Origin of the sequence: Sporosarcina quadrami, from assembly GCF_014836615.1 — a bacterium.
GTDB lineage: Bacteria > Bacillota > Bacilli > Bacillales_A > Planococcaceae > Sporosarcina > Sporosarcina quadrami.
Genome location: NZ_JACSQN010000009.1, coordinates 159,509 through 181,446, shown reverse-complemented (window position 1 = coordinate 181,446; position 21,938 = coordinate 159,509). Strand labels below are relative to the sequence as shown.

Genomic DNA, 21,938 nt, shown 5'->3' with positions numbered 1-21,938 from the left:
TACGTTTCGATACGGCGCCTACGTTTCGATACGAAGCAGTTACGTTTCGTTGCGCGGGAGTTATGTTTCGATACGCCGCGTTTACGTTTCAATACGTCGTCTACATTTCGATACGAAGCAGTTACGTTTCGTTACGCGGAGTTACGTTTCGATACGCCGCGTTTACGTTTCGATACGTCGTCTACATTTCGATACGAAGCAGTTACGTTTCGATACGCCACGTTTACGTTTCGATACACCCCATCCATCGCTATTCCATTATAAACACGCAAAAAAAGAAGCCGCAAACACACGGCTTCTTTCATTATACAGTTATTGAGGAACGCGAATCGTCCAGCGGGAGAAGTCTGGCTCTTCTTTTGTAACCATTTCCTTTGGATAGATGAACGTCCAAGGCTTCGATGTGTTCGCCTTCACTGAAAGCGGAGCGAGATCGAATGATCCTTTTGCAACGATTTCACCAGTTGCATCAATCAATTCCAAAGGTAACTTTTCAATGTTAATTTGTTTTGAGTGTCCGTTACGAATGAAGATGGATGCAGCAATGCTTCCGTCTTCTTGCTTAACAACTTGGAATCCTGCAAAGTTTACTTCGCGTGGCTTCAGTTTTGGCATACCTTCGACAGCTTTTGCAAGAGCCTCTTTTTGCTCTGTAGAAAGACCGTCTTCCCATGCTTGTTCCAGTTCAAGTTTGTGTGGCACCATCGACTGGACGTTGAAAGCAAGCTTCCAATTTTCAGCGGGCGGCACTTCTGCAAACGTGTTTTCTTTCGTGAAGACGAATACCCAAGGACGCGCGCTTCGTGCAGGGATTTCACCAAGTTCATTTAAATCGAATTCTTGGGAAGCTAATGTCTGTCCTTCTGCATCAAGCAACATCAATTCAACTGAACCGACAGTAATCGCCTGGTCCAAAGAAGAACGGAAAAACGATTTGACGAGCCAGCTGCCATTTGCCGGTTCAACATCAATGTCAATCCCTGACAAAGAAATCTGATTCGGTTTCAAAGGCTCAAGTTCATTGGATAGGAAACGGAATACATATTCCTGTTCTTGTGAAAGCGCCCATTGGGGATGAAAGGACAGTGTCGTTTCGACTTCTTCGGTTCCTTCGGATTTTGCGCTACCTTCCAGTATTTCATCGGAGTTGATAGTACTATCTGCACCAGTTTTTTCGGTTTTCTTAAACATAGAGAAAAGTTTCATGATTCGTGTACCTCCTGTTGTTGTGAAATTAGCTTCATGAAGCCGATAACTTCAGATGCAATGTTACGACGAAGTTTTTGATAATGCGTTCCGAACAGTTGCAGTCCTTCACGTTGATAAATACGCATAGGATCTTCCTGTCCATACGAACGCAAGCCGATTCCTTCTTTTAGACGTGCCATCACTTCCAAATGTTTCACCCACATCGTATCGATATGGCTTAACATGACTTGTGGAATGATTTCATTCACCTGTTCATTATCAGCGAAGAGGTCTAGATAATCAAACAGTTGTTCCATTGGTTCTTTATAGGCTTTCAAAATGTCAGCCGGACGCTCGAAACTATGAGACAAAGAAACCGGTTCGAGTAACAAAGCATCCATTGTCCGCTCGATGCGTTCAAAGTTGTAGTTATCCGGCGTTTCATCCTCAGGACAACTGTCATAAACGACGAACTCAGCTGCTTCAGACACCATCGTTTTCAACTGTTCAAATAGATTCTCCCGTTCAAGAACTTTATCACGTAAAGAATAAAGTACACCACGCTGGTCATTGATAACATCATCCAGTTTTAAGTTGTACTCACGCATGGAGAAGTGTGCACCTTCAACGATACGCTGTGTACGCTCCGTCAATTCGTTAACTTCAGGGTTCTTAATAAGCCCGTCTTCGTCCGCATTCACTTTTTTGGTGAACTTTTCGATATCATCTTTTGCAAAACGCTTGAACATGTCATCTTCTAGAGAAAGGAAGAATTGGCTTTCGCCGTGATCGCCTTGACGACCAGAACGTCCACGCAACTGATTGTCGATGCGACGGCTTTCGTGCTTTTCAGTACCTAGAACGAACAACCCGCCATTCTCTTCGACACCTTCTCCTAGTACGATATCCGTACCGCGTCCAGCCATATTTGTCGCGACGGTAATATGTCCGTGTTGACCGGCTTGAGAAATGAGATCCACTTCTTGCTCGACACTTTTCGCGTTGAGCAGATGATATTTCAGTTTCTGTTTATCTAAATGCTCAGCCACTTTTTCTGACTGCAAAATCGAAGTTGTTCCGACAAGGACAGGTTGTCCTGTTTCATGACGTCGTGCGACTTCTTGTGCAACTGCATTATATTTCTGATCAATTGTAACAAATACTTTGTCAGCTGAATCAATTCTTGCACGCGGGCGGTTTGTCGGGATCTGTATAACTTCCATATTGTAAACTTCCCGGAACTCTTTATCTTGTGTTTTTGCAGTTCCAGTCATCCCGCTTAAGCTTGGATACATTCTGAAGTAGTTCTGAATTGTAATTTGTGCTTGCGCTTTATTTTCATCAGTAATCGGCACGCCTTCTTTCGCCTCGATTGCTTGGTGCAATCCGTCGGAAAGTGTACGTCCTTCCATGATTCGTCCTGTAAACATGTCGACGAGTTCGATTTTATCTTCTTTTACAATATAATCGACATCGCGTTTAAAGATAACAAAAGCGCGCACCGCTTGAATCATATAATGGTAGAGTGTCTGATGTTCAAGTTCATAGAGATTGTCGATACCGAATGCTTTTTCGACTTGCTCGATTCCTTCATCAGTGAGGGAAGTCGCTTTCGTTTCATCGTCGAAATCGAAATGAACACCCTTTTTGAAACGTTTTGCAAGTCTTGCAGCGATCATATGCAAATCTGCATCTGCTTGCATTTTTCCTGCAACGATTAACGGAGTTTTTGCTTCATCGATCAACACACTATCCACTTCGTCAATAATGGCGAAATGATAAGGACGTTGCACTTTTTGCGAAGTGTGCTGGACCATATTATCACGGAGATAATCAAAACCGAATTCCGTACCTACGCCGTAAGTAATATCAGCCATATAAGCATTTTGCTTCGCAGGCCCTTGCATCATCGGAACGTTGAGTCCGACAGTTAAGCCGAGAAAACGGTGAATTTGTCCGATCTGTTCATAGTCACGTTTTGCTAAATAGTCGTTGACTGTAATAACGTGAACACCTTTTCCTTCTAAAGCGCGTAAATAGGAAGGTAGGGACGCGACAAGTGTTTTACCTTCACCTGTAGGCATTTCCGCAATGTTTCCTTCAGAAAGCACCATGCCGCCAATGAGTTGAACGTCAAAATGCCGCATGCCAAGCACCCTTTTAGATGCTTCTCGGACAACGGCGAATGCTTCAGGAAGGATTGCCTCAATCTTTGCGCCTTCCTCAATTTGTGATTTAAAAACTTCTGTCATATGTGCAAGTTCTTCGTCTGTAAGTGTTTCGTACTTGGACTCCAAGTCATTTATCTGTTTTACAACTTTCCGATATTTACGAAGTTGTCTTTCGCTCGTTTGATTTGAACGTTTGAAAATTGATAACATAGTAGTGGACGCTCCTTTATCTTTATCCTTCTAAAAAGGATACGGTTCCATTTTATCAAACTATCGTAGAAAAGACTACCTTGATTGAATAAATGGGATTAGTAGATTAAGGATAGTCTTCACGAAAAGAGGGTATAGTAGATTCAACTGTGTTGTTTGGCTAACTTGAATGCTTTCTGCTACTGAATATGCTATACTACTTGTGGCTAACTAAATCATTATTATAATCGGGGAGGAAGGACATGTTATTCCTTGCAATGGCTGCTGCATTTGTAGCTGCCATCATACTAACTCCGCTCGTCATGAAATTTGCATATAGGATTGGGGCAGTCGACCATCCGAATTATCGTAAAGTGCATGCGGCTGTAATGCCGCGGATTGGCGGACTGGCAATATTCGGCGCATTTGCTGTCGGCTATCTCATATTACGCCCCCAAGATGACCACGCAATGGGCATTCTCATCGGTGCAGTCATCATCATCATTATTGGCTTCTTGGACGATATGCTCGATATTACTGCAAAAGCAAAAATGTTAGGCCAAATTGCTGCGGCGCTCGTCGTTGTGACATATGGCGACTTGCAAATTAATTTTATTAACTTGCCTTTTTATGGACAGTTTGATTTTGGTTATTTCAGTATACCCATTACAATTTTGTGGATTGTCGGAATTGCTAATGCCATCAACCTGATTGACGGTCTAGATGGACTTGCGGCTGGTGTATCGACAATTGCACTTATTTCCATTACTGTCATGGCAGTTATTATGGGCGATGTTTTCGTTATTGCGACGGCTTCCATATTAGCAGCCAGTTCACTCGGATTTCTGTTTTTTAATTTTCATCCCGCAAAAATTTTCATGGGAGATACAGGATCGCTGTTTCTCGGTTATATGATTGCTGTTCTGGCTCTGCTCGGGTTTAAGAACATTGCTGTCGTATCACTTGTTATCCCAATTATCATACTCGGTGTTCCGATATCAGATACATTCTTCGCAATCGTTCGCCGCATTCGGATGAAACAACCGGTATCAGCGCCTGACAAATCGCATTTGCATCATTGTTTGTTACGTGCAGGATTTTCACATAGACAGACAGTACTTATTATTTACGGATTGGCAATACTGTTTGGTGTTGCAGCTGTCATCTTCTCGCAAGCTACTGTGTGGGGAGCGATCGTGCTCGCAATCGTCATTCTGATCGCTGTCGAACTGTTCGTTGAAATCATCGGACTAGCAGGTACAAATTACCGTCCTCTATTGAATCTTGTCCGGATGATTGGAAAATAAACATTGATTAAAATAGAAACGGCGTTGTGCATAGTATATGCACAACGCCGTTTTACACTATAAAAGCCATTCCGTCGAATGTAATCGAATGGAATGGCTTTTTGTTATCAATCGTTGAAATCACTGCCACCTTCAGCAGTTTCGTCCACAGTTCCAATCGTGTTCGTATTACTGTCAGTTAACGTCGAAGAGTCAGGCATTAATCCTAAATGTGATTTAAGAATCTGTTGCACATTCTCCAAATCATTATCATTCAACTTATAATAGTAGATTCCTGTCGACCAATCGTCATATCCTTGTAATGAAAGTGTGTCAATTTTAGGCATACCGTCTTTGGCATATTCCCAGAAAGACGTCATTTCTTTGAAAGTCATATCCGTCTTCATGTTGTCTCCAACAGCTTCAATGACATCTCCATATTTCGTGATGGACTTAACAGACACCATTTCTTTTATAATCGCCTGCAAAATCATTTGCTGGCGCTTTCCACGTTCAATATCGCTGTCCAATTTCCGCGTTCTTGCGAGTGCCAATGTGTGTCTGCCGTCTAACACTTGCAAACCCTTTTTCAGCTGGATTGCATTTTTGTCATTTTCATCTTTTTCAAGACGGTCATAAGGGACGTCAACTTCAACACCACCAAGTGCGTCAACGACTTCAATGAACGCGTTGAAGTTCATCTTCACATAGTAATCAAGCGGGATATCGAGCATTTCTTCAACAGATTCAATTGCAGCATGCGTTCCACCGAAGGCATGTGCATGTGTAATTTTATCTTTATAACCTACTTTTGGAATGTAGACATACGAATCTCGGGGAATACTTAATAGTTTGACTGACTTCTCTTCAGGGTTGAAAGTCGCTACGAGTAGAGCGTCCGATCGGCTACTACTATCGCCGAGTTGGCGTGCCTCACTGTCATCTACTCCAATTAACAGCACAGAGACATTATCTTTAGCGGGTTCCACTTTTGCTTCGCCCCTAATTTCTGATTTTGGCGTCTCAGGCACTGCTTCATATGCTCGATCTACAGCTTGTTCGGCTTTTTTTTGTAAAGATAATGCATAAGCTGAAACAATCAGGAGACAAGAGAATGCCATTACAAGGCCGATCTTGATGGCCAACCGTGACTTTGACGTCTTCTTTTTAAATTTTTTATAATCTGTTCTTTTCATTTACATAGAAGCCCCCAGCATCAGCCTGGAGTTTGACCCCAAGCAAATTTATTGTGATAGAAACTGACGCGATAAAAACTTTTAGCTTGTTTGAAAAATACGAATAAACGTCAACTTTCATCATTATACTATTAAATTTCCGACACGTACACAGTTATCAGTTATCAAATTCCAAGAAAGATGTAGAAAGAGAAGAGATTTCAGCTTGGCCGCTTGTTATTTCAGTCATCCATTCGACGAATTGTTCAGTTTCTGCTATTGGAACATTTATCAGGAGACGGACGTCCTCTTCATAGACGATCTCGACAAGGGGATAGGGAGACTGTCTTGTTTCGTTCTCCACTTTGCCGAGCCAACTATAATCGATGGCTACGTTCATGAGCTGATGGAGCTTGCGTTCTACTACGCCGGTTGCAGCAATGCCTTCTGTTGTGGCTCGGCCATAAGCGCGGATTAAACCACCGCCGCCTAGCTTGATGCCGCCGAAATAGCGGGTGACGACAACGGCTGTATCTTTTAATCCTTGCTTCTTTAGTACTTCGAGCATAGGAAATCCTGCGGTGCCTGATGGCTCACCGTCATCATTCGCTTTTTGAATCTGATCATGATCTCCTATTATATATGCCGAGCAGTTGTGCGTTGCCGTATGATGCAACTTTTTGATGTCATTAATGAAATCAATAGCCGCTTGTTCTGTTTCGACACGTTTGACATATGTCAAAAATTTTGACTTTTGAATGATGAGTTCACTTTCACCAGAAAGTTTTACTGTTTTGTAATCAGCTCTCATTTGCAGCACTCCCGTCACTTGTAATACAATCGTAATACGCATTTAGTTATATGATGATATAATAATAAAGTGTATAAGTAATTTAGAAATACTGCAACCATGCATACGTTGCATGTTTTGATTTCTGGACAGGAGAGGTTCGATTGGCAGAGAAAACGATAGATATCCAAAATCTAGAACATATATTCGATAATATGGTCAATGTGATGGATCAATCTAAAAATGATATTTTCACTATAAGCGAGCAAAGCCGCCAAGCCTTCCAAGAGATGCAAAACGAACTGGGTATTATTAAAGAAGAGATTTCCCGGGTAATAACAGAAGGCGATTATTTGGAAGATATGACTCGTCATTCAAGAAGGCGACTTGCTGATGTGTCTAAAAACTTCATGAAGTATTCAGAGCAAGAAGTCCGTAAGGCGTATGAAACAGCAAATGATCTGCTTGTCAGGTTATCGATCAATCGGATGGAAGAGAAACAGTTGCGCGTGAGGCGTGATGAACTCGATCGACGTATTGCGGCACTTCTCGACACGATTGAACGTGCAGATCAGCTTGTCAATCAAGTGACGACAGTTATTAGCTATTTAACGTCGGACTTGAAAAAAGTCGGAGAAGCTCTCGAAACTGCGCGGCAGAAACAGGATTTTGCGATTCAAATTATTCATGCGCAGGAAGAAGAACGTAAACGGCTTTCACGTGATATCCATGACGGACCTGCGCAAATGTTAGCGAATGTTCTGCTCCGCTCTGGACTTATTGAGAAAACATACAATGAAAAAGGTCCTAATGAAGCTTTATCAGAGCTGAATCAACTGAAGGAAATGGTCCGTAATGCATTGCTTGAAGTCCGTCGCATCATCTACGATCTACGACCGATGGCATTGGATGACCTTGGATTAATCCCTACGCTTCGGAAATACGTTACTACCGTAATGGAGTATGAAAAGGATGTTACAATTCATTTCATGAACAATGGCATAGAGAAGCGCTTTGAATCCAGTTTTGAGGTGGGAATCTTCCGACTTGTGCAAGAATGTATATCAAATGCGCTTAAACATGGAAATTCAAGAGATGTTTGGGTGAAAGTAGAATGGCTTCGTGATACAATGAATATAGTCGTGAAGGATAATGGCATAGGTTTTGACCAAAATCAAACTAAAGAGAAATCATTTGGCATAATTGGAATGCGGGAGCGTATTGAACTGCTCAAAGGTGAGATGAAGATCATTTCATCCATTGGCAGCGGTACTACAGTGTTCTTCCGCGTTCCATTACTGGAAAATAATCTTGTTGAATAGGGTATTAGGAGGGAAATGAAAATGACGAAAATTTTAATTGTCGATGATCATCAGTTGTTCCGCGAAGGTGTCAAACGAATTCTCGATTTCGAAAATTCGTTTGAAGTAGTTGGAGAAGGGGACGACGGCATCGAAGTCACTAATCTATACCGCCAGTTCAGTCCTGATGTCGTTTTGATGGACATAAACATGCCTGGCATGAATGGTGTGGAAGCAACGGAAAACCTGAAGAAGGAATTCCCGGACGCGAAAGTAATCATGCTTTCCATACATGATGATGAATCTTACGTATCCCATGCTTTGAAATCTGGTGCGCTCGGTTATATGTTGAAGGAGATGGATGCGGATGCGATTGTACAAGCAATCAAAGTTGTCGCTGCAGGCGGATCTTACTTACATCCGAAAGTGACACATAACCTTGTAACCGAATTCCGACGCTTAAGCGAACGAGAACATAAAGGTTCTTTCCAACAAAATGATATTCGTCGCCCGTTGCATTTATTGACGAAGCGCGAATGTGAAGTACTGCAGTTATTGACAGATGGCCAAAGTAACCGGACGATCGGTGAAACGCTCTTCATTTCCGAAAAAACGGTTAAAAACCATGTATCGAGCATCTTGCAGAAGATGGGTGTCAACGACCGTACACAAGCTGTTGTTACAGCAATTAAAAACGGTTGGGTTGAAGTGAAGTAACTGCGCTTGAATTTTAAGAAGGGGCCTCCTCGAAATACAGGAAGGCCCCTTTTCACTGTAAATAGGAGGAAAAACAATGAAAAAGATTATACTTACAGGAACGATGGCGTTTGCATTAGTATTAGGCGCATGCAGTGATAAAGAAGATAGCTCTGCAGGACAAGGTTCAGTAAATGACGGTGAAGCCGTCAACGAATACGGCTCTATCGATCACGGTGTAGATGAGAACAAGGTCGGCTTCAATATGGATGGCGGAGAAATTGAAGAGGCTGCAAACGTCCCAGCACAAGAGAAAATCGCTTTAATGGACTCGTTCGACACGTATATCCATGCTTTTAACAACGAAGACATTGATGAATATATGAGCACACTTTCTAAAGAGCCAAAAAGCTTCACAATCGATGAAGAAAAGACATATGTCGAAGGGATATTTAGTGAGTATGAAATAAGCCGCGAAGCTAAAGATGTTACAATCGTCAAATATGCGGAAGACGAAGCGCAAGTATTTTCCAACTTGGATACGAAACTGAAACAGAAATCTTCCGGCCTCGAAACAGCACGTACAGGTCGCCAAGTAACAGTATTCGCGAAAGAAAACGGTGAGTGGAAAGTTACAAGTGTTTATTATATGGAAGATCAAAAGTCGTAATGAAAGCCGTCACGAAGAACGGCTTTTGCGAAAAAAGCAAAGCTTTTTGAGCAAGAATTATAAAGTATTCCCCATAGCGTGAAAATGTAATATAAGCAGCACATCCAAGAAAGCGGATGTGCTGCTTTTTAAATCCGCCTGAAGCGTAAATCAACATTCAACACTCCCTATAATTACCTCTAAAACCATATTGCCTTTTCTTTGGTCAATGCGTATAATAAGAACAAACGTTCCTAATGAGGAGGGAGTACGTCATGCCTTTAATCCCAGTGAAGGCACTGCCGCATTTTGAAAACATGATTTACTTGCCATTACTGTTAACCGTATTAGAACTAGACCGCGCAGAAATTGAAAAAGGCACCTTCAAATTGAAGGGCCCTTATCTTAAAATCATCGATACAGCAATCTTGAGAGTACAAAAAGAATTACAAGAAACAACATTTTTCCTAAAACGCAACAACATGAAAGTAATTCGAAAAGCGAGGGATAGTATGTTTACGGATTATATTTTTATTAATAGTGGCTTTGAAGACCACCGTCGTTACTTAAATGTCCGCTTACGAAACCGCACTGAAGAACTTCTTCACTTGTACTTTACCAACGTAGGTGACTCCCACCAAATCGCATCTAATTAAGTAACTGCGTCGGGCTCTTCAGGATTTTCAGGATCTTCTTGACGATCAACATTCTTTTTATAATTGATGTCTTGAGATTCCTGGACCTCCTTCGATTTTTTTGATGGAAACAAATACGTCGATCTGTCCATTCGTTTTTGTTTCTTCAAAAAGTCGATTTCTATCAATCTTGCCAATGAATATTGTCGATAGAAAGTTGCTATGGAGACGTTGAGCGTAAGCTTTTCGCCGTTCTCCAATGTTAGGATAGTATCCATTCCGTCTTTTGTGAAATTTTGCACGGCATGGTACGAAATCCAGGCGTTCTGATTGGAGGCAGGTGACATTATCGGTATAAAAATACATGGCACACCGTAAGCGTTCGCCATCATAATTGGTACTTTGTGCATTTTGCCTAATACATTGTGTGAGGTAAGCGTCGCGCGTTCAAGACTACTGCCATAGTAATTACAAGAACGAGTCACGATATGTAGTGGCTTTTGAGAGACTACAAAAGTTTTATCCCGCTCAATTACTCGTGTAAATATTTTGTTGCCAGACGTCAACGGATGCAATGCTAAGGTGTCAAAGGATATAAAGTAAATGTTTTTTTGTTCTTCCATTTCCAATTTACACCTCCTCCGTATTACTATCCCTTATTTGTATTATATGACATTATTAGATAAATGCAAGCGTTTTCATGAATAATTTGAACTATTAAAGTTATTTAGTTAATTTTACGCTTGTAAAGGCTTGTTTAATAGGATTTGCGTAGAGATGAAAAAAGTGCAAATACGATAAAGAAGATGAATTGCCATAGGAATAAGGGCAATCCATCTTCTACGTTGTAAAGTAGTGCAAACTATTGAACAAGCCATTTGGCATAGGTATTACGTTGCTTGGTAGTCAAGTGCAGCTGCACCGAGCGTTTTCGCAGCTAGCAACATTGCCTTCTCTTCAAAGTCGAATTTCGGATGATGGTGAGGATATGGTTCTGCAATCTGTGCACCGGTAAAGAAGAATGTGCCAGGAACGTGTTCTAAATAATAGGCGAAATCCTCACCGCCCATTTGTGGTTTACTTTCCTCCACTGCGTGAATACCCGGAATGGATTCGGCGACTCCTTTAAGGAATTCCGTCTCTGCTGGATGATTGACTACGGCAGGATAACCACGGAAATAATTGAACTGGATTGTACAATCATTAGCGATTGCTGTCCCTTTAACGACTCTTTCCATTTCACGTTCCATCAGATCGCGTATATCCGGGCTGAATGAACGAACAGTACCACCAATCTTTGCGGAATCGGCAATGACATTGAATGCGTTATCCGCAATGAATGAGCCGACAGACAATACAGCAGATTCGATTGGATCGACGCGTCTTGCCACTAGTTGTTGTAGATTCGTTACGAGCTGGGCACCAATGACGATCGCATCTTTCGTTTGATGGGGTGCAGCTCCATGCCCTCCAGCTCCTTGAATGACGATATCAAATCGATCAGCTGCTGCCATAATGGGGCCAGATCTATATTCGATCGTGTTGAAAGGGATAAGGGACCATAGATGTGTACCAAAAATGACGTCTACACCGTCCAAACAACCATCTTCGATCATTGAAACCGCGCCGCCTGGAGCAAATTCTTCTGCGTGCTGATGGATGAAAACATACTCACCAGTCAAATGTTCACGAATTTCAAATATGGCTTTAGCCAATTGCAGAAGAGTGGCGGTGTGACCGTCATGGCCACAAGCGTGCATGACGCCTGGAACTGTCGACTTGTAAGGGACATCCTTTTCATCCTGTATCGGCAAAGCATCAAAATCAGCACGCAATGCTACCGTTTTACCGGGACGTGCGCCTTTTACACGTGCAACAACTCCGTTTCCACCGACACCGGCTTTCACTTCAATCCCAAGCTGTGCATAGAAATCATGAATGAATTGCGCTGTGTTCACTTCTTGGAATGATAATTCTGGATGCATATGGAGATGTCTTCGGATGATGACCATCTCTTCATACGCCAAGTCCAACTTTTCGAATAATTGTTCATTCATTCGATTACCCCTCTCAAAACGTATTATTTGTACATTCACAATTATAGCAATACGCTGAGAGAGTCGCAATGTGACAGGTCTTTGTTTAAACGGCTTCTTCGGGTTTAGCAACATAGGTCGTAACATATGGAGCGCTTGAGAAGATATGCGTTGTGCTGTCAGAGAATTGCTTTAAGTCCGTTGAATGGTTGGAAGCGGCAAAAGCGGCTGAATTGTGCCAACGGTCGTAATCGGTCGATTGCTCCCACTCTGTCAGGACAATGTACGTGTCTGAATTAAGTGGACGCAATAAACGGAAAGCAATGAATCCTGATTGTGCAGTCAGTTTTTCGTCCATAATGGAAAAACGGTGTTCAAAGACGGGACGTCCTTCATCTGTTACGGTAACGTTATTGAAAGCGAAAAAGCCTTCATCACTTAATTGTCCAGCAGAACTGATCACTTCATAACGTCTCGGTGTCTGAAAAACGGATTTTGCTTCTGTTTCATGCACAAGGAGCGATTGGCCGCTGCCATGCATAAGCAACATTTGTTCATCCATATACTTATCTTTAATCTTTTCCATAAAATCTCTTGTTCCGGTTGTCATATACATATACATTCCCAAAACCTCCTAGTGAAGTAGATACTACTCATATTTTCCCTTAATGTGATAATTAAAACAAACATTGTCGAAATGGTGGCGACAACTTTGTAAAAGACCTACAAATTCGTGACAAAACAAGGCAAACACTATACATTCCAAATAGGAAACGATATATTTGAAATCGAATAAACAAATTAGAGAATACTTAATGGAAAGTGGGAATCGATTTTATGACAACATTTAACGATACACTTCTTCGAGCGGCAAAAGGCGAAAAAGTTGACCATACACCAGTCTGGTTCATGAGGCAGGCGGGCCGTTCACAACCTGAATACCGTAAAATAAAAGAAAAATACTCCCTTGAAGAAATTACGCACCAGCCGGAACTTTGTGCATACGTGACAAAGCTTCCTGTTGACCAATACAATACAGATGCGGCGATTTTATACAAAGATATCGTTACACCACTGCCTGGAATCGGCGTGGATGTGAAAATCAAAGCGGGCGTTGGTCCAGTAATCTCCAATCCGATCCGCTCCGTGCAAGACGTTCATAATCTAGGGGAACTATCTCCAGAAGATGATATCCCGTTCGTTTTGGATACGATTAAAATATTGAAAGAGCAATTGACTGTTCCGTTAATCGGTTTTGCAGGCGCACCATTTACGCTTGCAAGCTATATGATCGAAGGCGGACCTTCGAAAAGCTATAATTTGACGAAGTCGTTCATGGTATCAGAACCTGAAGCATGGTTTGCATTAATGGATAAGTTAGGCGACACAATCATTACATCGATTAAAGCACAAGTAGAAGCTGGCGCGATGGCAATCCAAGTGTTTGATTCATGGGTTGGCGCATTGAATGTCCAGGATTATAGAATTTTCATCAAACCTGTTATGACGCGTATTTTCAATGAGCTTCGCGAGTTGAATGTACCTTTGATCACATTCGGGGTTGGTGCAAGCCACTTGGCGAATGAATGGCATGATCTACCTGTAGACGTTGTTGGACTCGATTGGCGCTTGTCAATTAAAGAAGCGGGTGAGCGCGGATTGACGAAGACATTACAAGGTAACTTGGATCCATCTCTTTTGCTTGCTGACTGGAATATTATCGAAGAACGCGCAAAAGTGATTGTTGAGCAAGGCGTCGAACACGGCAGCCACATTTTCAATCTCGGTCACGGCGTATTCCCAGAAGTACAACCGGCAACTTTGCAGAAATTGACTGCATTTGTTCATGAATATAGCGCGCAACTACGTAAGTAAACCTACGAAAACGAGGTGCAAATTATGTCAAAGAAAAAAATGGGTCTATTAGTTATGGCGTACGGAACTCCGTACAAAGAAGAGGACATTGAACCGTATTACACGCATATCCGCAGAGGCCGTCCACCGGCACCTGAGCAGCTTGAGAATCTGCAAGAACGGTACAAGGCGATCGGCGGAATTTCTCCGCTTGCGAAAATAACAGATAATCAGGCGGAAGCACTCGGCAACTGTCTGAATGAAATACAGAGCGACATCGAATTTAAGGTGTACATCGGATTAAAACATATTACGCCTTTTGTCGAAGAAGCAGTTGAGCAAATGGAAAAGGACGGCATCAAGGAAGCTGTATCAATCGTCCTTGCACCGCATTATTCTTCATTCTCCGTACAGTCTTATAACGACCGTGCGAAAGAAGAGGCGGAGAAGCATGGCATTTCCATTACCTCCGTACAAAGCTGGTACAAACAACCGAAATTCATCGAATTCTGGTCTGATAAAATTCGCACAACGTTTGACAGCATGAACGAACAGCAACGGGCGAAAGCATGCCTCGTCGTTTCAGCGCATTCATTGCCTGAAAAGATTAAGGAAAAAGGCGATCCATATCCCGACCAGTTGGCTGAAACAGCGAAGATGGTCGCAGAAGCTGCAGGCGTCGACACGTATGCAGTCGGCTGGCAAAGTGAAGGACAGACGGGCGAACCGTGGCTCGGGCCTGATGTGCAGGATCTAACACGTGAACTGTATGAGCAAAAAGGGTATGAAGCATTTGTCTACACACCGGTCGGTTTCATATCGGATCACTTGGAAGTTCTATATGATAATGATTATGAATGTAAAGTTGTCTGTGATGAAATCGGCGCCGCTTATTACCGTCCGGAAATGCCGAATACGGATCCGTTGTTCATCCATGCGATGGCTGATGCGGTACTCGACAAACTGAAAGAAGCCTGAAACTGGGAAGTGATGATGGACATGAGTGAAAAGAAGAAGAAAGTCGTCATCGTCGGTGGAGGAATTACAGGACTCTCTGCTGCATTTTATATGCAAAAAGCAGCTCGTGAGCAAAATTTGCCGCTTGAAGTGTTACTGATTGAAGCGACAAATCGGCTTGGCGGGAAAATCCAGACGGTCCGTCGAGACGGATTCGTCATTGAGCGTGGACCGGATAGTTTTTTAATTCGAAAAAAAAGTATGGATATACTTGCGAAAGATCTTGGCATTGAGGGGGAACTTGTCCGTAATGCAACGGGACAGGCGTTTATCCTCGTGAATGGTAAGCTACAACCGATTCCGGGTGGTTCAATTATGGGCATTCCGACTGAAGTCGGTCCGTTCTTGAAATCAGATTTGTTCTCATGGAGCGGAAAATTGCGTGCAGCGGGTGATTTCATTATGCCTCGTTCAGGTATTGATGGCGATCAGTCACTCGGTCATTTTTTCCGTCGTCGATTTGGTACAGAAATCGTCGAAAACCTCATCGAGCCGTTATTGTCTGGCGTTTATGCAGGCGATATCGACCAAATGAGCTTACAGTCGACTTATCCGCAGTTTTATCAAGTGGAAAAGAAACATCGAAGCCTCATTCTTGGAATGAAGAAGACAAGTCCTAAACAAGCGCCTCAGAAAGATTCACACGGTGCTTCGAAAAAAGGGGCATTTCATTCATTCAGAAATGGCCTTTCGTCTGTTGTAGAAGCAATTGAAGCACAGATGGAACCCGGATCGATTATGAAAAACGTTAAAATCGATAGTGTTCTTAAGCAAGGCGAACAGAGCGTGTTGAAGTTGAACAGCGGTCAAACTGTAACGGCAGATGCGGTCATCTTAACGACGGGCCATATGGCGGCAAGCCAACTGTTCGAATCATATGGATTACTGCAAGGGTTGAAAGAAATCCATACGACATCTGTCGCGACTGTAGCGCTTGCATTTCCGAAAGAAGCGATTGTCCAAGATCGAGAAGGCACAGGATTCCTCGTTTCACGGAGCGGTAATTTTTCAATTACAGCATGTACGTGGGTGCACCGAAAATGGCCGACGACAACTCCAGATGGCAAAGTGTTGTTGCGCGCTTTTGTCGGACGCATCGGTGAAGAAGCGATCGTCGATTTGCCCGATGATGAAATCGAACGGATTGTGCTTGAAGATTTAGGGAATATTATCGAGATTAACGGTAAACCCGATTTTACCATTGTTACTCGCTATAAAGAAGACCGACCGCAATACCGAGTCGGCCATCGCGAGCGTGTGGTAGCTGCAAAAGCGGAGTTGAAGCGTGAATTCCCGATGGTCAAGTTGGCGGGTGCTTCTTATGAAGGAGTCGGCTTGCCGGATTGTATTGATCAGGGTAGGGCGGCGACGGATGAAGTGCTTGCTGAGTTGTTTGGTGAGTGAATGATTTGATTGATATATTGATGGATGGGGAAACTCGCGGTTTTTGCGGGTTTCTTTTTTTATGAGGTTTTTGGGAAGGTTATGGAGTTTTGCAGTGAGAAATGGATTTTTACATGCAGATATGGAGTTTTGGATGGGGAGCGCGGATGCTAGTCATTCATTCAAGTTAGCGAGTTAAGGTTTATGAATCAATGAAAAGGGAACTAGAAAGAGGATCCAATTTAGTAAGTGGACACTGTACATAGAGAGGAAATTAGTTATGAAAAAGATAATCATGCTGTTTGCAGGGCTACTCATTTTGTTGACAGGTTGCTCGATCGGGACGAAATGGAATAATCCGATACCGAATGATGAGTTTCTGATAATCGGACATCGCGGGGCGTCCGCCTACGAGCCTGAAAATACGATTCCTTCTTTCGAACTCGCAAAGAATCTTGGTTCAGATTATATAGAACTTGATGTGCATTTGACGAAAGATGACAAACTTGTCATCATGCATGATAAAGACGTTAAGCGTACGACGGAATCCAAAGGGAAGATTAAAAATCATACACTCGCTGAATTGAAAGAGTTGACTGCCGATGAAGATAAAGACGGAAAAGTAGCGGCTAGCGCACAAAAAGAAGCATATGATATTCCTACCTTACAGGAAGTGCTTGCACAGATGACAGACGAGACAAGATTTGTCATCGAGCTGAAAGATCCCGATGAATATGATGGAATCGAAGAGAAACTTGTTTCGATGATGAATGATTATGGGCTGATTGAAAAAGACAAAAAAGGCTATCCGAAAGCAGTTATCCATTCGTTTGACGAAGAATCATTGCAGAAAGTGCATCGATTGAATAAAGATATTCCGTTGCTACAGTTGATTTCATTTGACGACGGAGAAGAGGCGAAGATGACCTCTAAGGAATTGACAAAGCTACAAACGTACGCGATTGGAGTAGGTGTCAGTTACGAGGCGTTGAATGCAGAGTTCGTAAGTGCGATGCACCAGGCAAATATAATCGTTTTTGCGTACACGGTGGATGACAGGGAAGACGCCGTGAAATTGCAGGCGATGGGTGTGAACGGAATTCATACGAATAAACCCGATTTGCTCACTGGTACAGAGTGAACAGAAAACAGCCGTGAAAGAGGAGGAAAAATCTCTTTCACGGCTGTTTTAATTGGGCAAGATTTTGTCTTTATAGTACATTGCACTTATCACATTTATTGCTGTAGCACTCATGCTGTTCTTCGATTTCTTCGCCGCATGTTGCACAGTTTTTTGGGGGAAGGTTCTTAAAAAACTCGATAACATTTTCAAGCATTACGATTCCTCCTTTCTAGTATGTACTAATACGCATATGAAACAGGTCGCTTGTCATAGTACAGCGGCGATAAAAAAATAATAAGCTAGTGCTTAGATTGTTTTGTACTATTACTGTTATGTTTAATTACTCTTGTAATAGTACAGATAAACTAAAAAAATTAGAGGATGTTGCACGTGTCACACTTATTACTGTAACATTCATGCTGTTCGTCGATGTCCGTTCCGCAAGTGGTACAAGCTTTAGGTGGCAGGTTTTTAAAAAATTCTACAATGCTTTCAACCATTTATTCCATCTCCTTTTGTGCTAGTACTGAATTTGTTATTAACAGTGTATTATAACAGAAGAACAAATGTCAACACTTATTTGCTCTTTTCAGATAAAATGGAGAAGATATCATTTACATAAGGAGCGATTAAGTTGTATTTTATTGATAATAAAGGAATTACTGATCCACGCATCAATCTCGCAATTGAAGAGTATGTGCTCAGAAATATGGACGTGGACAAAGATTCGTTTTTGCTGTTCTATATTAATGAACCTTCCATTATCATAGGTAAAAATCAAAATACCGTTGAGGAAATTAATACGGAATATGTGGATACGAATGGGATTCACATTGTGCGCAGACTATCAGGCGGTGGAGCGGTTTATCATGATCTTGGAAACTTGAATTATAGTTTCATTACGAAAGACGATGGCGAATCGTTCCGAAACTTTAAAAAGTTTACGGAGCCGGTCATCAAAGCACTAGGTGAAATGGGTGTGAAAGCGGAATTACTCGGACGTAACGACATATTAGTTGAAGGACGAAAAGTGTCTGGCAATGCGCAGTTTGCGATACAAGGACGGATGTTCACACATGGTACGCTTATGTTTGATACGGAAATCGAGCGAGTCGTTTCTGCATTGAAAGTTCGAAAAGATAAGATTGAATCTAAAGGCATCAAGTCGATCCGTAGCCGTGTCGCAAATATTTCGGAATTCATCGAAGGCGATATGACGATTGAACAGTTCCGGATGGAAATCCTGAAATCGATTTTTGAAGGCGAAGAAAACGTGCAATATATGGAGTTGACTGATGACGATTGGACAAAAATTCATGAGTTGTCAGCAGAGCGTTATGGCAACTGGGACTGGAATTATGGGAAATCACCGAAATCCAACGTTCAACATTCGCAACGTTTCCCTGTTGGGGGCATCGATGTGCACTTGCAAGTGGATAAAGGCGTTATACAAAATGTTCAGATTTACGGCGACTTTTTCGGTGTCGGTGAAGTGACTGTCATTGAAGATAGTCTTGTCGATGTGCAATACAACCGCGAGGCGATTGCAAGGACGATCGACGTTTTAGATATACCGACGTTGCTTGGCGGTATTACGAAAGAAGAGTTTATAAATGTCATTTATTGATGAAAAGGAAGACCGGTGAAAACCGGTTTTTTCTTTTGTCTTAGTATACGGCAAATGAAGTCGATGTGTACCGGCTGCTTTACGGGCGCGACGACGATGTTTACGGGCGCGTGGCCATGCTTTACGAGCGCATGACCGTGCTTTACGGGCGCGTCGACAGTGTTTACGAGCGCGGCGACGATGTTTACGAGCGCGGCCGAGTCAATCTACCACTCCTTTCCGATTCGCGCTGAATGCCTTTGACATATTAATCTTGGTTAAGCACGTCACTTATAGTCACTGCGGGGATTTCGTTTTTGCGATATAATGGATGGACTAGTGAGGGGGGATTTGCGGTGAGGAATGACCGGATTTTCATCGTGGAGGATGATCGGAAGATTGCGCAGTTGTTGGCGGAGACGCTCAGGAAGTATCAATATGATGTAGCGATTGTGGAGGATTTTGAAAATGTTGTGGAAGAATGTACGGAGTTTGATCCACAACTGATTTTGCTGGATATCAATTTGCCATCGTATGACGGGTATTATTGGTGCAGACAGCTTCGGCAACAGACGATGTGTCCGATTATTTTCATCTCGGCGCGCTCTGGGGATATGGACCAGGTGTTTGCGCTTGAGAATGGTGGGGATGATTTCATTACGAAACCTTTCCATTATGAAATCGTCCTTGCGAAGATACGGAGCCATTTGAGACGGGCGTATGGGGAATACGCGCCGAGTCAAGGGGAGCGGATTGTGAAGCTCGGGGCACTCGAATTGTTTATTGAGCGGATGGAATTGCATTTGCGCGATGAAATTATTCCGCTTCAGAAAAAGGAATGTGTCATTATGGAGTTGCTTATGGAAGCGTCTCCGAAAGTGGTGTCGCGGGAAACTTTACTTGAAGAATTATGGGACGACCAGTCTTTTGTTGATGAAAATACGTTGAACGTCAATATGACACGTGTGCGAAAAAAACTTGTCGATTATGGTGTGCAGTCCGTTGTTGAAACCGTGCGCGGCTCAGGATATCGGCTGTTGCCTGCACAGGAAGAATCATGAAGCAAATTGTCTTGTTTTTGAAGGAGCATTTATCGTGGATCATCTTTGAAATGGTACTCGTCACATTCATCTTGTTGCTCTATTGGTTGGATGGATTCCGCGGGGTAAATACAGCGGTTTACTCAATTATTATGAGCATGCTTTTGACCGCTGGAATTCTTGGTGCGAAGTTCATAACGAGAAGGGCGTACTATAACGCGATTACAAAAAAGCCTGAACGGATGGAAGATGCGCTTGTTCGTCATGTGCAGACACCTGAACAGTTGCAGTCTGCTGCATTCATGCGAAGTTTGTACGGGTTGTATCAGAATGAGGTGCAGACGTTGTATTCGTCACAGCATCGACAATTGCATTTCATGAATCAGTGGGTGCATCAGATGAAGACGCCGATTTCGGTCATTGGATTGTTGTTGCAGGAAGAGGGCGAGCTCGACAAGCGAAGTATTCAGGAAGAGATGGAGAAGTTGCAACGAGGGCTTGACGCGGTTCTTGTGAATGCGCGGCTTGAGACGTTTGAAGAAGATATGCAGATTGAACAGGTTGGATTAAAAAGCTTGATTCAGCAAATTGTGACGGATCACAAGCGGCTGTTCATTACGAATGGCGTCTTTCCGGTTATTTCGATTGATGAAAACCTTGTTGTCGCGTCCGATCCGAAATGGCTGAAAATTGTTATCGGGCAGTTTATCACAAATGCTGTGAAATATACGTTTGATAAAGGGAAGCATGTATATATCGTTGTGGAACAGATGGATAAGGGGTTCGAGCTGACGATCCGTGATGAAGGGGTCGGCATTCCAGCATCTGACTTGAAGCGTGTGACGAAGGCGTTCTTTACGGGAGAGAACGGACGGTTGACAGGTGAATCGACAGGGATGGGGCTTTATATCGCCGATGAAGTGTGCGGGAAGCTTGGCCATCCGCTCACAATTGAATCGGAAGTCGGTATAGGAACTTCTGTGAAAATTTTATTCGCAAATGGAGAGGCGGGTGAATCGGATGCCGGACAAGGCGATCGTGAGCATGAAGCAAGTGACGAAAATCTATGAAAGCAAAGTGATGCACCGGGCGCTGAATCGTCTCGATTTTGAGGCGGAAGAAGGTGAATTCATCGCAATTATGGGGCCTTCAGGCAGTGGCAAGACGACATTGCTGAATATCATTTCAACGATTGACATGCCGACATATGGCCGCGTCATTATTGACGGCGTGGAACCGGAAGCGTTAAATCCGAATGAGCTTGCGCTGTTTAGGCGGCATCATTTAGGGTTTGTGTTCCAAGATATCAATTTGTTGCAGATGCTGACGGTCGAAGAAAATATCGTCATGCCATTGACACTTGACGGGTTACCGATTGCTGAGATGAAAAGACGGATTGCGCGTCTGGCCCTTCAGTTGCGGCTTGAGGGGATACTAGACCGTAGACCAGATGAGCTTTCGGGCGGGCAGGCGCAACGGACGGCGATTTGCCGTGCATTAATACATCAGCCAAAACTGATTTTAGCAGATGAACCGACGGGCAACCTCGACTCTAATTCAGCAAAAGAAGTGTTGGAATTGCTCAGTACAATAAATGAAAAAAATCGGACGACGATTATTATGGTGACGCATGATCCGATTGCAGCAAGTTATTGTGACCGTGTTTTGTTCATTAAAGACGGGGAATTTTTCAATGAAATCCATAAAGATGAAAGAAGACAGACGTTTTTCCAACGTATATTGAATGTGCTCAGTTTGCTCGGTGGTAATGTAAATGATCTTCGGCTCAGGTAAATGGT

23 protein-coding genes are annotated in these 21,938 nt (G+C 42.9%); 14 read left to right on the top strand and 9 right to left on the bottom strand.

The window, feature by feature from the left end:
- The coding region (locus H9649_RS17865) for a hypothetical protein (protein ID WP_225229830.1) at positions 1-264 on the top strand (264 nt) is incomplete at its 5' end.
- Positions 265-312: 48 nt separating this feature from the next.
- On the opposite strand, the gene H9649_RS11560 is transcribed toward H9649_RS17865, so the two are convergent.
- Together H9649_RS11560 and secA2 are read right to left on the bottom strand one after the other, a co-directional pair.
- Entirely contained in the window at positions 313-1,206 is an 894-nt protein-coding gene (locus tag H9649_RS11560; protein WP_191695044.1) for an accessory Sec system S-layer assembly protein, read from the bottom strand.
- Positions 1,203-3,569 carry an accessory Sec system translocase SecA2 gene (secA2, locus tag H9649_RS11555; RefSeq protein ID WP_191695043.1) on the bottom strand — a complete coding sequence of 789 codons (2,367 nt, stop codon included), beginning with the start codon at positions 3,567-3,569 and terminating at the stop codon, positions 1,203-1,205. Before secA2 ends, H9649_RS11560 begins: the two co-directional genes overlap by 4 nt.
- A gap of 242 nt (positions 3,570-3,811) precedes the next feature.
- On the opposite strand from secA2, the gene H9649_RS11550 reads away from it, so the two are divergent.
- Entirely contained in the window at positions 3,812-4,855 is a 1,044-nt protein-coding gene (locus H9649_RS11550; protein ID WP_191695042.1) for a glycosyltransferase family 4 protein, read from the top strand.
- A 107-nt stretch (positions 4,856-4,962) separates the two neighbouring features.
- Here H9649_RS11550 and H9649_RS11545 read toward each other — a convergent pair whose 3' ends face one another.
- Positions 4,963-6,030: an LCP family protein gene (locus H9649_RS11545; protein ID WP_191695041.1), complete on the bottom strand. Its 1,068-nt coding sequence runs from the start codon at positions 6,028-6,030 to the stop codon at positions 4,963-4,965.
- A 157-nt stretch (positions 6,031-6,187) separates the two neighbouring features.
- Positions 6,188-6,820 (bottom strand): YigZ family protein, encoded by a 633-nt coding sequence (locus tag H9649_RS11540; RefSeq protein WP_191695040.1) that lies wholly within the window; start codon positions 6,818-6,820, stop codon positions 6,188-6,190.
- 143 nt (positions 6,821-6,963) lie between these two features.
- Here H9649_RS11540 and H9649_RS11535 point away from each other — a divergent pair, with 143 nt between their 5' ends.
- From H9649_RS11535 to H9649_RS11520, 4 genes are all read left to right on the top strand, one after another.
- Positions 6,964-8,121 (top strand): sensor histidine kinase, encoded by a 1,158-nt coding sequence (locus H9649_RS11535; RefSeq protein WP_191695039.1) that lies wholly within the window; start codon positions 6,964-6,966, stop codon positions 8,119-8,121.
- A 21-nt stretch (positions 8,122-8,142) separates the two neighbouring features.
- The gene (locus H9649_RS11530; RefSeq protein WP_191695038.1) at positions 8,143-8,817 is read left to right on the top strand and encodes a response regulator; all 675 of its coding nucleotides are present in this window, start codon (positions 8,143-8,145) and stop codon (positions 8,815-8,817) included.
- Positions 8,818-8,893: 76 nt separating this feature from the next.
- On the top strand, positions 8,894-9,466 hold the full coding sequence (locus tag H9649_RS11525) for a nuclear transport factor 2 family protein (protein ID WP_191695037.1): 573 nt from the start codon (positions 8,894-8,896) through the stop codon (positions 9,464-9,466).
- A gap of 254 nt (positions 9,467-9,720) precedes the next feature.
- Positions 9,721-10,101, top strand: a complete 381-nt coding sequence (locus H9649_RS11520; protein WP_191695036.1) for a hypothetical protein — start codon at positions 9,721-9,723, stop codon at positions 10,099-10,101.
- Here the strand turns inward: H9649_RS11520 and H9649_RS11515 are convergent.
- From H9649_RS11515 to H9649_RS11505, 3 genes are all read right to left on the bottom strand, one after another.
- Entirely contained in the window at positions 10,098-10,703 is a 606-nt protein-coding gene (locus H9649_RS11515; RefSeq protein WP_225229839.1) for a competence protein ComK, read from the bottom strand. The two genes, H9649_RS11520 and H9649_RS11515, sit on opposite strands and share 4 nt — an antisense overlap.
- A gap of 267 nt (positions 10,704-10,970) precedes the next feature.
- Positions 10,971-12,137, bottom strand: coding sequence for a M20 family metallopeptidase (locus H9649_RS11510; RefSeq protein WP_191695034.1), 1,167 nt, complete (start codon positions 12,135-12,137; stop codon positions 10,971-10,973).
- Between the two features lie 85 nt (positions 12,138-12,222).
- On the bottom strand, positions 12,223-12,738 hold the full coding sequence (locus H9649_RS11505; RefSeq protein ID WP_191695033.1) for an antibiotic biosynthesis monooxygenase family protein: 516 nt from the start codon (positions 12,736-12,738) through the stop codon (positions 12,223-12,225).
- Between the two features lie 215 nt (positions 12,739-12,953).
- Here H9649_RS11505 and hemE point away from each other — a divergent pair, with 215 nt between their 5' ends.
- From hemE to H9649_RS11485, 4 genes are all read left to right on the top strand, one after another.
- A complete protein-coding gene (gene hemE / locus H9649_RS11500; protein WP_191695032.1) occupies positions 12,954-13,991 on the top strand; it encodes a uroporphyrinogen decarboxylase in 1,038 nt (345 codons plus the stop codon).
- 24 nt (positions 13,992-14,015) lie between these two features.
- On the top strand, positions 14,016-14,948 hold the full coding sequence (hemH, locus tag H9649_RS11495) for a ferrochelatase (protein ID WP_191695031.1): 933 nt from the start codon (positions 14,016-14,018) through the stop codon (positions 14,946-14,948).
- Positions 14,949-14,969: 21 nt separating this feature from the next.
- Positions 14,970-16,391, top strand: coding sequence for a protoporphyrinogen oxidase (gene hemY, locus H9649_RS11490; protein ID WP_191695030.1), 1,422 nt, complete (start codon positions 14,970-14,972; stop codon positions 16,389-16,391).
- A 259-nt stretch (positions 16,392-16,650) separates the two neighbouring features.
- The gene (locus tag H9649_RS11485) at positions 16,651-17,511 is read left to right on the top strand and encodes a glycerophosphodiester phosphodiesterase (RefSeq protein WP_191695029.1); all 861 of its coding nucleotides are present in this window, start codon (positions 16,651-16,653) and stop codon (positions 17,509-17,511) included.
- A 70-nt stretch (positions 17,512-17,581) separates the two neighbouring features.
- Here the strand turns inward: H9649_RS11485 and yhfH (H9649_RS11480) are convergent, their stop codons facing one another.
- Entirely contained in the window at positions 17,582-17,707 is a 126-nt protein-coding gene (gene yhfH, locus H9649_RS11480; protein ID WP_191695028.1) for a protein YhfH, read from the bottom strand.
- 160 nt (positions 17,708-17,867) lie between these two features.
- Positions 17,868-17,993: a protein YhfH gene (gene yhfH / locus H9649_RS11475; RefSeq protein ID WP_191695027.1), complete on the bottom strand. Its 126-nt coding sequence runs from the start codon at positions 17,991-17,993 to the stop codon at positions 17,868-17,870.
- 134 nt (positions 17,994-18,127) lie between these two features.
- Between yhfH (H9649_RS11475) and H9649_RS11470 the strand changes: the two genes are divergently transcribed.
- From H9649_RS11470 to H9649_RS11455, 4 genes are all read left to right on the top strand, one after another.
- Complete coding sequence (locus H9649_RS11470; RefSeq protein ID WP_191695026.1) at positions 18,128-19,120, top strand: lipoate--protein ligase; 993 nt, start codon at positions 18,128-18,130, stop codon at positions 19,118-19,120.
- A gap of 335 nt (positions 19,121-19,455) precedes the next feature.
- On the top strand, positions 19,456-20,160 hold the full coding sequence (locus H9649_RS11465; RefSeq protein WP_191695025.1) for a response regulator transcription factor: 705 nt from the start codon (positions 19,456-19,458) through the stop codon (positions 20,158-20,160).
- Entirely contained in the window at positions 20,157-21,209 is a 1,053-nt protein-coding gene (locus H9649_RS11460; RefSeq protein WP_191695024.1) for a sensor histidine kinase, read from the top strand. The genes H9649_RS11465 and H9649_RS11460 overlap by 4 nt, the downstream gene beginning before the upstream one ends.
- Positions 21,184-21,933 (top strand): ABC transporter ATP-binding protein, encoded by a 750-nt coding sequence (locus tag H9649_RS11455; RefSeq protein WP_404828742.1) that lies wholly within the window; start codon positions 21,184-21,186, stop codon positions 21,931-21,933. Before H9649_RS11460 ends, H9649_RS11455 begins: the two co-directional genes overlap by 26 nt.
- Positions 21,934-21,938: the final 5 nt, after the last annotated feature.